The sequence below is a fragment of the Aeromonas enteropelogenes genome, from assembly GCF_000819845.1.
Taxonomy (GTDB): domain Bacteria; phylum Pseudomonadota; class Gammaproteobacteria; order Enterobacterales; family Aeromonadaceae; genus Aeromonas; species Aeromonas enteropelogenes.
On sequence record NZ_CDCG01000038.1, the window covers coordinates 1 to 12,639 of the forward strand.

Genomic DNA, 12,639 nt, shown 5'->3' on the forward strand with positions numbered 1-12,639 from the left:
GGCCTTCTTGCTTTCTGGCTTTGCTATCAGAAGTTGTAGAGCAGGCCGGTGTTGAACAGCACGGCATTGCTGTCATAGAAGTCGATATCGGAGTCGGATTTGGAGTAACCGGCGGTGAAGGTCGCCGAGAGTGGCTCGATACCGAACAGGCGATGCCAGAAGAAGGTACCGCTCACGGCAAACTCGTCGGAATCGGCGCTGCGGCCAAAGATCGGGTTGGCTTCGTCATACTTGGTCTGACCCAGATAGAGGTTGCTGACGAACGACCATTGGGCGGCGCGCTTGCCATAGGTCAACTGCAGGCCGTTGCTCTCGTAACTCTGGGCGCTGCCGTCGAGATCGGCCTGACGATAGATGAAGGCGGGTTCGAGGATCTGGCCCGGCGCCAGGTGCCACTTGTAGGAGAGTTCCATGGCGTGGATCTTGCCGTTGCGATCCAGCTTGGCGGCGGTATCGGCACCATACTGGCTGCCGCTGCGCTCTTCATCCACCTCGATCTCGCGGGTGGTCAGGCTGCCGTAGAAGTTGCTGCTCCAGATGTTGTCCCAGGCAAAACGTACGCCTTTGGACTTGATGTCGGTGGATTGACGATCCACCCCGATGGCAAAGGGATCGCTCCACTGCTCGATGGGCAGAACGTTGAACACCACGGAGCCGGCCACTATGCCCTTGTCCCCCATCTCCTGGCGAATGCCAAGCTGCTGGGTGAAGTCGAAGCGGATGGCATCCTGGATAAGGTTGCCGAGGAACACCTGGGTGCGGGTATCGGCAAAGGTGTAGCGAATATCGGCATTGAGCAAGGGGTTGACGCTCTGAGTGCTGTCGGCACTGCCCAGACCATGAATACGACTATGGTCATCATCACTGCTGGCGAAGTTGGATTCGTAGTTGATGACATTGACCCCGCCGAGCAGGAAACCGGACCAGCCGGACTCCTTGGGGATGGTCCCGAGATCTGCATACGCACTGTTGGCTACCAGTAGACCCAGGCCGAGCAGGCTAGTGTTACGCATCAAATAGCTCCCAAATTAAACGATTTTTAATTAAGTGGCGGGGATTATAGAAACCCAGCCTTAATGGCAACTGACTGAATCGGGTCAAATATCCTAGCCTACTTCTTTATTCAGGGAATCATTAATTAATTGAGCGAGATAAGAAGAGTTCGCCGGGTTGTGCTGGTATTCTGTACCGCGCATATCGGGGGATAACAATAAGATGAAACAGATCAAATCCTGGGCACAATATTACGTTGACCTGATGACCAAGCTGGGACTGGTGCGCTTCAGCATGTTCCTGGCCGCCGGCATTATCGTGCTGGCCGTCGCCATCCAGATGGGGGTCACCCTCTTCCTGCGTGGCAATATCGATGTCATCGACTTTGTCCGCTCGGTCTTTTTTGGCCTGCTGGTCACCCCCTGGGCCGTCTATTTTCTCTCCATCGTGGTGGATCAGCTGGAGGACTCCCGGCAGCGGCTGAGCCGCATGGTGCGCAAGCTGCAGGATATGCGCGAGCGGGATCTCGAGCTCAACAGCCAGCTGCAGGAGAACATCAGTCGCCTCAACGCCCAGATTGCCGAAACCAACCGGGCCGAGAGCCTGCGTCTGCAGGCCATTGAGGATCTGGAAAACGAAGTGTTCCAGCGCGAAAAGGCCCAGCTTCATCTCGGGGAGCGCACCGCCCTGCTGCGCTCCTTCATCGACTGTTCCCCCGATCTGGTCTACTACCGAAACGAAGACGAACAGTTCTCCGGCTGCAACCGCGCCATGGAGGAGCTGACCGGCAAGGCGGAGGCCGAGCTCATCGGTCTGACCCCGTTCGACGTCTACAAGCAGGAGATCGCCAACAAGGTAGTGGAGACCGACAAGCTGGTCTTCGCCAGCAACGAGCCTCTCACCTACGAACAGTGGCTGGAGTATCCCGATGGCCGCAAGGCCTACTTCGAGCTGCGCAAGGTGCCCTTCTTTGACCGGTTCGGCAAGCGGCTCGGTCTGCTTGGCTTCGGTCGTGACATCACCGAGCGCAAGCAGTATCAGGACAAGCTGGAGAAGGCTAGCCGCGACAAGACCACCTTCATCTCCACCATCAGCCACGAACTGCGCACTCCGCTCAACGGCATCGTGGGCCTGAGTCGCATGCTGATGGATACGCCGCTCGATCCCAAGCAGCACCAGCAGCTCAAGACCATCCACCTGAGCGCCGTGACCCTTGGCAACATCTTCAACGACATCATAGATCTCGACAAACTGGACCGACGTCGGCTGGAGATTGCCCCGACCCGTCTGGACCTGCCCGCTTTCCTCGACGAGCTGGAGACCCTGTCGCGTATCCAGGCGGAGCAGAAGGGGCTCTATCTCCACTTCGACCGCGATGGCGACATGCCGCAATTCGTGATGGCGGACGGTACCAGGCTACGTCAGGTGCTGTGGAACCTGGTGGGCAATGCGGTCAAGTTTACCGATGAGGGTGGGGTGACGGTGCGCTGCCTCTCCCATCCGGCGGACGAACCGGGCAAGCTGGCGCTGCACTTCGAGGTGGAAGACACCGGAGTCGGCATCCCCCGAGCCCAGCAGGAGAAGATCTTCGCCATGTACTATCAGGTGCAGGGTCAGAAACACGCTACCGGTACCGGCATCGGCCTCGCGGTATCCCGTCAGCTGGTGCAGGCCATGGGTGGCCAGCTCTATGTGGACAGCGAACCGGGGGAGGGCTCCTGCTTTACCGCCGAGCTGGAAGTGGCCTGCGCCGAACCCGTATTGCCGGAGCAGGAGGAGGAGATGCCCTCCCTCGACATCCTGCTGGTGGAGGACGTGGAACTCAATGTGACGGTGGCCTGCGCCCTGCTGACCAAGCTGGGTCATCATGTCCAGGTGGCGCGCGATGGAGCCCAGGCGCTGGCGATGGCCAATCCCGATGATTTTGATCTGATTTTGCTCGATATCCAGTTGCCGGACATGACCGGCTTTGATGTGGCGGCCCAACTGCTGGAGCGTTACGGTGACAGTCTGCCGCCCATGGTGGCGCTGACCGCCAACGTGACCGGTGATCGCCAGTATTATTTGGATCGCGGCATGCGGGATGTGATCAACAAGCCGCTGGGTTCGAAGGCGGTGCGGGAGGTGATTGGCCACCTGTTTGCCGATCTGGCGGAAGACGAGGCCGATGAGCAGGCCGATGCCGGCAATCAGGATGCGCTGCTGGATATTCCCTTTCTCACCGATTACGCCGATACCGTCGGCAAGCCGGTGCTGCTCTCCAGCGTCGATCTGTTCGAGAAGATGATGCCCGACTACATGGCGGTGCTCGACTCCAACATGATTGCCCGGGATCAGGCCGGGGTGGTGGAGGAGGCGCACAAGATCAAGGGGGCGGCGGGCTCCATCGGCCTGCGCCGGCTGCAGCAGACGGCCCAGCTGATCCAGAGCCCGGATCATCCGGCCTGGTGGGAGAACGTGGAAGACTGGATCGAGACGCTGCGCCGGGAGTACCCGGGCGATATCGCCCGCTTGCGGCGCTGGTTGCTCTCATAAACGCGCTGCGCTGGCAAGGAGCTGCAACATGTATAGCCGTTTGATTACCCCCGAGCGGATCCACCCCTGGGGTGACGAAGAATTGCTGGAGGCGACCGAGCAGGATCGCGCCCGTATCGTGCAGGCGGCGCCGGTGCGCCGGTTGCAGCAGAAGACCCAGGTCTTTCCCCTCGACGTGAAGGCGTCGGTGCGCAGCCGTCTCACCCACTCGCTGGAGGTGCAGGAGACCGGCCGCCAGATCAGCCGCCATATTCTGGCGGCCTTGCCGACCGGAATGGTTTGTGAAGGGGCCTTTATCAATCTGGTGGAGATGTCCTGCCTGCTGCACGACGTGGGCAACCCGCCGTTTGGTCACTTCGGCGAGCAGGTGATGAGCCAGTGGCTCGGCGAGATGCTCGATCCCCTCTATCAGCAAGCTTTGGGCCTGACGCCTTCATCCCAATGGGCGGAACTGCGCCAGGATCTGCTGCTGTTCGATGGCAATGCCCAGAGCCTGCGCTTGGTGCACAGCCTGCACGAACTCAATCTCACCCTGGGGCAGCTGGCGGCGCTGTGCAAATACCCGCAGCAGCCGCAGGCCGGGGTGAGCTATGGCCAGCATCATGGCTGGAGCAGCAAGCGGGGCATCTTCTTTAGCGAGCAGCCCCTCTATCGCGCTCTGGGCCAAAGCCTGGGGCTGGCCCAGGGTTGTCGCCATCCACTGGTCTACATCATGGAGGCGGCCGATGACATCTCCTACTGCATCGCCGATCTGGAAGATGCGGTGGATCGGCGCATCCTCACCCTCGGCGAGCTGCTGACGGCGCTGCGCAGCGCAGACGGGAGCGATTATCTGGCTGGATTGCTCGATGATGCGCTGGCTTCCGGCAGGGGCTTTTTCCCCCACTTTCGCCAGCAGTTGACTCAGGATCTGGTGGCGCTCGCGGCAAAGAGTTACGTGGATGAACACTATGCCATCCTGCGTGGCAGTTATCCCCAGGCGTTGTTGCATGGTCAGGCACCGGCGGCGCGAGTGCTCGATATGCTCAAGCAGGTGGCCCGCGAGCTGGTGTTCCGGCGCCCCGAGGTGGAGGCGCTGGAGCTGGAAGGCTATGCCGCCCTGCGCGGGGTGCTCTCCACCTACTCCTGCCTGTTGGCAATGCCGGCCGGGCAGTTTGCTCGCTTGCTGGCGGGGGAAGGGGGCAATGAACTGTTCTTCGCCCGGCGCCTCTACCACAGGCTCTCGGCACGCCATCTCAAGGCCTATCGGCTGGCGGTGGCGACCCGTGATGCACGCTTTACCGACGAGGGGGAGCAGGAGTGGTATTACCGGGTGCGCCTGCTGCTCGATTACGTCAGCGGCATGACGGACACCTATGTGCTGGAGGAGTACCGGCTGTTGTCCGGCATCTGACGGTGATCCCTGTTTTTGTGATGGCCATGGCTTGCCAATGAAAACGTTTTTAAGAAGGTGCCATGAGAGACTTGTTTTAGGTGTGAAGATTTTTTAGACTGCTGCAACCTGTTCAACTTTTACCCGGTAAGGAGACGAAAATGCAAGATCTGATGCTCAACGTTGCATTTGCTCGCTGCACCCATGGCAGCGTGAAATCTCGTGCTCTTTTACCGCGTGGCGTAAACAGGTAACCCCTGCTTATTTTTATCACCCGCGGTTGTCCCGCAGGGTGATGTCCACTTTCTCCGGGAGAACCGCATGTTCAACTGGAGAATGTCATGTCAATCGAACTGGTTTTACTGCGCAGTGTAGAGTCCCTGGTCCAGAATCGGATCGCCCATGTCGAGCGTCGCCTGACGCAGGTCAATCTTTCGCCAGCCTTGCTCAAGGATATCGGCCTGGAAGGGTATGAGGGGCAGGTTTCCCATGTCACTCACGTCCGTGAGCGGGAGTATCAAACCGGCTTTCGGCTCGGGAATCGAATAACCTGATCAAGGGGGGGAGTCATCCCCCCAAATCCTGTGGCGTGACAGGCCGGAGCCTGTCACTTTTTCTGCCATAAAAAGTAGGCCTTTTATTCACTTTTATTAGAGATACCTCTATCCTCTTGGCCCCGTTTGTGACGGATGCGTATGTTTTCTCGCCTTGTGGTGCAATTGCCAGCAAGATGGGCGATAGCTGCATTATCGATTTCACTCATCAGGACAAGACGTTCATGCCTCTTTCTCGCCACTTTTTCTTCGCCTGGTTCGCGTGGCTGCTGCTGAGCAGTCCGTTAAGTGCTGCGGCGCAGTCTGCATATGAAGGTAACGGCGCCGTCGAGCAGCAGTCCGTACCCGAACTGGTGGTGGGAGTACCACGGGAAGGCTACCCACCATTTCTCTATGCCATGTCCGCCGATCATTATGCTGGGCCCCAGCGGGAGCTGACCCTGCGTATTGCCGCCGAGATGGAAAGAGAGGTGCGTTATGTTCCCTACACCTCTTATGTCGAGGCGCAGCAGGCGCTGATCGACGGGAAAGTGGATGCGCTGTTTGGCATCCCGCGCGATAGCCTGGATCATCGCGAAGTCAGCCAGGTCGGCTATCTGGGGAGCTATGACAGAGTAGTGCTGCTGCGAGAACCTGCCCAGATGCTCACCCTTGAGCAGGCAAAGAAACTGAGCTGGGTGTGTGTGCGCGGGTTTGGTTCCTGCCAAATCCTCGACAGGATGGGGATAGAGAACGTCACCCAGCTCAACAGTCGTGACGAGGCCAGCTACAGGGTGAAACTGGGTCTGGCCGATGCCTATGTGGGTCTGGAGCCCGCGCTGAAGAACGCCATGGAGCACATGTCCGGCCCGCTGGGGATCGTCAATCCGGAATGGTTGCAAGGCACAGTACTGACGATTGCGATCAGGAAGGGCAATATCGCCTTGAGAGATCGACTGCTCGAGGCTTACCAGCGGGTGCCGATCACCGATTCCAGGCTGCGTCTGGGGAGGGATGAATCTCCCGTCAGCCTCGCTCATCTACTGGATGAAGAGGAGCGGGCCTGGTTGAAAAAGCGAGAAGTGGTTCGATTTGCGGTGGCACCGGCCTTCGCCGGGATCAGTGAAATCGACAAGGAAGGTGTGCTGCACGGCTACGCGGCGGATCTGATGAAGCTGCTGAGCCTGCGTACCGGCATTCGCTTCGAGTTGACGCCAACGGACTCATGGACCCAATCCCTCGAACTGCTGCGCCGCCAGCAGGTGGATCTTATCCCCCTCATCACAGTGATGGACGAGCGGCGAGGCTACGCCTCTTTTACGTCTCCTTTCCTGATGCTCAATTCGTACGTGGTCGCCAAGCGGGGGAGCAAGAACCTGGCCTCTCTCGCTGATTTGCGTGGCCATCGGGTTGGCGGTGTGGTGGGTTCTTACGAGTCTTCTGTGGTCAATGCCAATGGTGGCATCCTGGTCCAGACCAGTACGGATAACGAGCTGCTGTCGATGCTGGATGACGGGCGAGCGGATTATGTGCTGCTGACTATGACCAACATCGGTCGTCAGGCGATGCAGGGCTTCAACGACAAGTACCAGGTCGTCTATGCCAGCAGCCAGTTTGGCACGCCGATCAGCATGGCGGTGGCGCACAGCCAGCCAGAATTGACCCGCATCATGGACAAGTTGCTGCTGACCATCAGTGACGATGAGTGGGCCCTGCTGGAGCGCAAATGGCTCAATATCTCCATCAACATGGAGCAGGACAATACGCTGCTTTACCGCTGGCTGGCCTTCTCTCTGGGCGGGGTGGTGGTCATAGGCGCGCTGGCGTTTATCTGGGTCAGGAGTCTGCGGCGCCAGATAGCCCAGCGCCAGCGGGCGGAGCAAAAGCTCAACGAACAACTGGTATTTGTCCAGACCCTGCTCGATTCCTTGCCCAACATGGTGGCGCTGCGGGATCGCCAGCAGACCCTGACCCTGTGCAACAAGGCCTATCGGGAGACCTTCATCGGGGCCGAACTGGGGGATGGCTGGAGCAACATGCGTCCGGACGAGCGGGAGCAGATGCTGCGCGAGGAGCGCCAGATCTGGGCGACTGGTGAGATCATCGCCGGGGCGGGGCAGAGCAGCAATCGAGATGGCACCTTGTTCCACGTCATCTATGTGAAACTGCCCTACCGCGCCGCGGATGGGAGCATTCAGGGCGTACTGACGGTGCTGACCGATGTGAGCGCCATCAAGGCGGCCGAAAGCAAGGTGCGTGAAGCCGAAACCCGGTTGAAGGACATGACCGACAGCATGCCCGGGGTCGTATACCAATATCTGTGGCAGGGAGTGGGGAAAGGGCGTTTTCTCTATGTTTCGCGTGGCGCCGAAGAGATCCTGGGCAAACCGGCGGAAAGCTTGTTGCAGGCCAAGCCTGGCGGGGCGGTATTTGAGCTCGGCGAGGAGATGCGGCAGGCGTTCGTCAGCGAGGTGGCGGCCCATGCCATGGCCCTGACGCCACTGGATCTGGAAGTCATGGTGCCTTCGCCTGCGGGGACGCGATATCTGCAGGTGCGGGGCAACTTCGTCCCGCAGGAGAGTGGCGATCTGATCCTCAACGGTGTGGTGCAGGATATCACCACCCTCAAGCAGCAGGAGCTCGAGCTGCGCGAAGCGCGCGCGTCTGCCGAGCAGGCCATGCAGGCACGCAGCCGCTTCCTGGCGACCATGAGCCACGAACTGCGAACTCCCATCTCCGGCATGCACGGCATGCTGGAGCTGCTGCGCATGAGTTCCCTCGACGAGGATCAGCGCTACCTGCTGCGCAATGTTGAGAGCTCCACCAACAATCTGCTCTATCTGGTCAACGATATCCTCGATTTTTCCAAGATGGAGGCGGGGCAGTTCCAGCTCGATTACCATCCCGGCCGCCTGCAGTCCGTCATCTGCGATGTGATCCGTGGCCATGCGGCCCAGGCCTACGGCAAGGGGTTGAAGGTGACGCTGCACTGGGAGGCGCAGATCCCCGACCAGGCGGTGCTTGATGCCATTCGCGTGGGGCAGGTGATCTCCAATTTGCTCAGCAATGCGGTCAAGTTCACCGAGCAGGGGAGCATCGGCATCCGGGTTGGCTATCGCGATGGCGCCCTCACCATTACGGTGAGTGACACCGGGATCGGGATTGCCGAAGAGAAGCAAGGGTTGCTGTTTACTCCGTTCGAGCAGGTGGAGTCCGACATCAATCGCCGTTTTGGCGGCACCGGACTGGGACTGGCCATCTGCGATCAGCTGGTGCGCAAAATGGGCGGAACACTCTCCCTCACCAGCCGGGCCGGTGAGGGGGCCAGCTTCAGCTTCATCATCCCGCTCTCCGACTGCCGATGGGATGCCCCGGCACTGGCCGGTAGCCACTGGTGGCTGCTCAGTGATGATCCGCTGCTGCAGGCAACCATGATCCGTTTCGGTGCCACTCTGCATCCCATTGATGGCAGCCAGCTAGATGGGGAGCTGGAAGGCTTGCTGCTGGCGGATGAACAAAGCCTTGAGCGAGCGCTTGGCAGCGAATGGCAACGCTGGTTACAGCACTCCAGCCTCAAGGGGATAGTTATCTCCCCCCGGGAGGCGCTGCGGGGGAGGCTTGGCACCAGCCACTGGTGGCGACTCGGTCAATCCCCCCTCTACCCGGACCTGCTGCTGGAAACGTGCCGCGATCTGCTGGCCGACCATGCCATGCCAAGCCAGGACGAAGCAACGGCAACTCTGGATGGCCGTGTGCTGGTGGCCGATGATCACCCGGTGAACCGGGCCTTGCTGGTCCGCCAGCTGGCGATTCTTGGGGTCGACTGCGAGGTGGTGGATAATGGCGAACAGGCACTGCGTGCCTGGCAAGGGCAGCATTTTGCCCTGCTGCTGACCGATTGCCATATGCCGGTCATGGATGGCTATACCCTGGCGAGAACCCTGCGCAGCCAGGGAGAGCAGGCCCCCATCATAGGGGTGACCGCCGATGCGTCCGAGGAGGCGACCCAGAGCATGACGGCGGCCGGCATGAATGGCATGCTGATCAAACCCTATGCACTGGAATCGCTGCGCAAGTTGCTGACCAAGTGGTTGCCTGCAAGCGGCACCAATGCAGCTGAGCCTGCCGACTCGACTTCTGCCCTTGAGCAAGCCAGCCGCTGGCGGGATCTGTTTGGTGATGAGGCCCTGGCCTGCGCCATGGCGCGAGAATATCTGGCATCAAATCAGGCTGATTGCCAAGAGATGATGGCAGCGACGGCGGCTCGTGATACCCGGGAATTGATGGAAATAGCCCATCGCATCAAGGGGGCAGCCCGCATGGTCGGTGAAGCCGCGCTGGCGGAGCAGGCGGCCAGGCTGGAGTCGGCCGCCCGGTTGAAACAGCTGGATGAACTCGATGCGTTGGCAGCCGGTGTGAATGCCGCCATGCATGAAGTAACACGCGAAATGGGACTGTGGATCCATGAATAAGAGAGAAGATGAGCTGGTTATCATGGTGGTGGAAGATCACGCCTTCCAGCGCAAGACCCTGTTGCACCAGATCCGCAGCCTCGGATATCAGCAACTGCTGGAGGCGCAGGATGGCCTCTCGGCGTTGGCGCTTTGCCAGCATCATCAGGTCGACATTCTTATCTGTGATCTGCGCATGCCCGGCATGGATGGCATGGCGTTGTTGCGCCGCCTCTCTCTGGGGGGCTTCAAGGGGGGCATCATCCTCTCCAGTGCACTGGAGGATGACGTGGTGGCGGCAGTGCTGCGAATGAGTGCCGCTTATGGTCTGCAGGTGCTGGGGCGGCTCGAAAAGCCCTCAAGTCCGCAGCAGATCCGGCAACTGATCGACACCTGGTCCCCCGGACAAGAGCCACAACATAGCGAAGAGGGGTACGGCATCGACGTCGTCGAGTTGCAACTGGCCCTCGAGCGGGACCAGATCCTGCCCTGGTACCAGCCCAAGGTGAGCTTTGTGACCGGTCAGTGGGTGGGCATGGAGGCGCTGGCCCGCTGGCCGCACCCGGAATATGGCATGATCTCTCCCGCCCGTTTTATTCCCCTGGCGGAGAACAATGGGCTCATCGATCAGCTGACCGAGGTCATCATCAGCAAGTCGCTCCGTGATGGTCATCTCTGGGAAGAGACGGGTCTGTCATTGAATCTGTCGATGAACCTCTCCACGACATCCCTGATCGAGGGGGATCTCTGCCACTCCCTCATCAACCAGTGTCAACGCTGGAGCATCAATCCCGAGTTGATCACCCTGGAGGTGACCGAGAGCTCTTTCGTCCAGGATCTGGGCAAGTCCCTGGAGGTGCTGACACGTCTGCGCATGCACGGTTTTGGCCTCTCCATCGATGATTTCGGTACTGGCTACTCCTCCATGCAGCAGCTGGCGCTGCTGCCGTTTACCGAGTTGAAGCTGGATCGATCCTTTGTGGATCGCTGCTATGCCGATCCTTCCCGTCTGGCCATTATCGAATCCAGCATCGAACTGGCCCGTAAACTGGGGCTCAAGTCAGTCGCGGAAGGAGTGGAAGACGAGCAGACCTGGCGCCAGCTGGCTGCGCTGGGTTGCGATGTCTGCCAGGGATTTTTCTCCGCCCGGCCGATGCCCCGTCACGAGCTGAAAAACTGGCATGCAGCCTGGTTGGAACGCTTGCCAGCACTGCTGTCTGGCTGATGGGAGCTGAGCCTGGCCCGTGGGCTGGATAGTGCGGTTGGCGCCGAGTGAGAAAGGTTGGCAGGAAAGAGGGTAGGCAGGGTTGAAAGCGGTGGCGGAGCAAGCCGCCACCTGGCGTTATCGCGGCTAATCGAGACGGCGGAAGGTGGCGTTCTCTAGGCTGCAGGGGGTCTCCTGGTTGAGCAGGTTGACCAGCAGGATGGCCCGCTTCTCGCCATCGGGTTCCATATAGATGGCTTCAAAACCGGCGAAGGGACCGGTCTCTATCTTCACCTTGTCCCCCTGGCTGGGCAGCCTGGCGTAACTGGCTCTCGCCTCGTCACTGTCATCCTTGCTCATCAGCTGATAGACAAGCGCACTGTTGATGGGCGTCCATTCGCTGCCGAAGTGGATGATCCGGCTGATGCCGCGGGTCGACTTCAGGGTGATGGGGGTGACTTCGTTCAGATCGACGAAGATAAACAGGTAGTTGGGAAACATGGGTTCCCGAACGGGAACTCGCTTGCCCCGGCGCAGCTTCTCGATCTCCACCATGGGGTAATAGGATTCGATACCCTGGGCATCGAGATGGGCGCGGGCGCGGGCCTCTTCTTTTGGCTTGCAGTAGGCCAGATACCATTTTTTCATGTGATCAGTATGTTCGTGTTGCCGTGCTCGCGGATATGATAGCGGCGCTTAATAAAAAGGCCACGCAAAGCGTGGCCTTTTTTACCGAATGGATGATTACCAGCCTTTGACCAGGCCGCCCTTGAACAGCTCCTGACCTTTCTTGTAGACATCGTCAGTCTGGAAGGACTGGACGAACTGTTTGACCTTCTCGTCCTCCTTGTTGTTGTCGCGGGCCACGATCAGGTTGACGTAGGGGGACTCCTTGTCTTCAACAAACAGGCCGTTTTCGCTCGGGGTCAGACCGATCTGGCCGGCGAAGGTGTTGTTGATGATGGCCAGATCCACGTCTTCCAGGGAGCGGGGCAGCTGGGCGGCTTCCAGCTCGACGATCTTGAAGTTACGCGGATTGTTGGTGATATCCAGTACGGTGGCTTCCAGGCCGGCACCCTCTTTCAGGGTCAGCAGGCCCTGCTTTTCCAGCAGGATCAGGGAGCGGCCCAGGTTGGTCGGGTCGTTCGGTACCGCGATCTGGGCACCATCCTGCAGCTCGTTCAGCGCCTTGATCTTCTTGGAGTAACCGGCGATCGGGTAGACGAAGGTGTTGCCGACCGGCACCAGCTTGAAGCCGCGATCACGGATCTGGGCATCCAGATAGGGTTTGTGCTGGAAGGCGTTGACGTCGATGCTGCCATCGTTCAGGGCTACGTTCGGGGTGACGTAGTCGGAGAAGGTCACCACTTCGACGTTCAGGCCATATTTCTCCTTGGCGATCTTGGCGGCCACTTCGACCAGCTCGGTCTCAGGGCCGGCTATGGCACCTACCTTCAGGCTCTTGTTCTCTTCTTTCTGGCCACAGCCGGCCAGTACCAGGCCAGCCAGCAGGGCAGCCGCAACGGATTTGATGCCAAATTTCATAAAACC

General features: G+C 59.6%; 8 protein-coding genes. 5 read left to right on the forward strand and 3 right to left on the reverse strand.

Going from position 1 to position 12,639, the window contains the following annotated elements; genetic code table 11:
• Positions 1-26: 26 nt before the first annotated feature.
• Positions 27-1,013, reverse strand: a complete 987-nt coding sequence (locus tag BN1123_RS15880) for a DUF2860 family protein (protein ID WP_042028236.1) — start codon at positions 1,011-1,013, stop codon at positions 27-29.
• Positions 1,014-1,215: 202 nt separating this feature from the next.
• Here BN1123_RS15880 and arcB point away from each other — a divergent pair, with 202 nt between their 5' ends.
• From arcB to BN1123_RS15900, 5 genes are all read left to right on the forward strand, one after another.
• The gene (gene arcB / locus BN1123_RS15885; protein ID WP_042028237.1) at positions 1,216-3,528 is read left to right on the forward strand and encodes an aerobic respiration two-component sensor histidine kinase ArcB; all 2,313 of its coding nucleotides are present in this window, start codon (positions 1,216-1,218) and stop codon (positions 3,526-3,528) included.
• A gap of 28 nt (positions 3,529-3,556) precedes the next feature.
• The gene (gene dgt / locus BN1123_RS15890) at positions 3,557-4,921 is read left to right on the forward strand and encodes a dGTPase (RefSeq protein WP_042028238.1); all 1,365 of its coding nucleotides are present in this window, start codon (positions 3,557-3,559) and stop codon (positions 4,919-4,921) included.
• A gap of 320 nt (positions 4,922-5,241) precedes the next feature.
• A complete protein-coding gene (locus tag BN1123_RS21015) occupies positions 5,242-5,454 on the forward strand; it encodes a hypothetical protein (RefSeq protein ID WP_082037560.1) in 213 nt (70 codons plus the stop codon).
• A gap of 224 nt (positions 5,455-5,678) precedes the next feature.
• Positions 5,679-9,905 (forward strand): ATP-binding protein, encoded by a 4,227-nt coding sequence (locus BN1123_RS15895; RefSeq protein WP_042028373.1) that lies wholly within the window; start codon positions 5,679-5,681, stop codon positions 9,903-9,905.
• A complete protein-coding gene (locus BN1123_RS15900; RefSeq protein ID WP_042028239.1) occupies positions 9,898-11,109 on the forward strand; it encodes an EAL domain-containing response regulator in 1,212 nt (403 codons plus the stop codon). Before BN1123_RS15895 ends, BN1123_RS15900 begins: the two co-directional genes overlap by 8 nt.
• A gap of 126 nt (positions 11,110-11,235) precedes the next feature.
• Here BN1123_RS15900 and rfaH read toward each other — a convergent pair whose 3' ends face one another.
• Positions 11,236-11,736, reverse strand: a complete 501-nt coding sequence (gene rfaH, locus BN1123_RS15905) for a transcription/translation regulatory transformer protein RfaH (RefSeq protein WP_042028240.1) — start codon at positions 11,734-11,736, stop codon at positions 11,236-11,238.
• A 96-nt stretch (positions 11,737-11,832) separates the two neighbouring features.
• The gene (gene metQ / locus BN1123_RS15910) at positions 11,833-12,633 is read right to left on the reverse strand and encodes a methionine ABC transporter substrate-binding lipoprotein MetQ (protein WP_042028241.1); all 801 of its coding nucleotides are present in this window, start codon (positions 12,631-12,633) and stop codon (positions 11,833-11,835) included.
• Between the last annotated feature and the right edge of the window lie 6 nt (positions 12,634-12,639).

Coding starts and splice junctions, on each gene's coding strand:
- BN1123_RS15900 (WP_042028239.1), top strand. CDS start 9,898: ATGAATAAGAGAGAAGATGAGCTGGTTATCATGGTGGTGGAAGATCAC.
- metQ (WP_042028241.1), bottom strand. CDS start 12,633: ATGAAATTTGGCATCAAATCCGTTGCGGCTGCCCTGCTGGCTGGCCTG.
- BN1123_RS15895 (WP_042028373.1), top strand. CDS start 5,679: ATGCCTCTTTCTCGCCACTTTTTCTTCGCCTGGTTCGCGTGGCTGCTG.
- rfaH (WP_042028240.1), bottom strand. CDS start 11,736: ATGAAAAAATGGTATCTGGCCTACTGCAAGCCAAAAGAAGAGGCCCGC.
- arcB (WP_042028237.1), top strand. CDS start 1,216: ATGAAACAGATCAAATCCTGGGCACAATATTACGTTGACCTGATGACC.
- BN1123_RS15880 (WP_042028236.1), bottom strand. CDS start 1,013: ATGCGTAACACTAGCCTGCTCGGCCTGGGTCTACTGGTAGCCAACAGT.
- dgt (WP_042028238.1), top strand. CDS start 3,557: ATGTATAGCCGTTTGATTACCCCCGAGCGGATCCACCCCTGGGGTGAC.
- BN1123_RS21015 (WP_082037560.1), top strand. CDS start 5,242: ATGTCAATCGAACTGGTTTTACTGCGCAGTGTAGAGTCCCTGGTCCAG.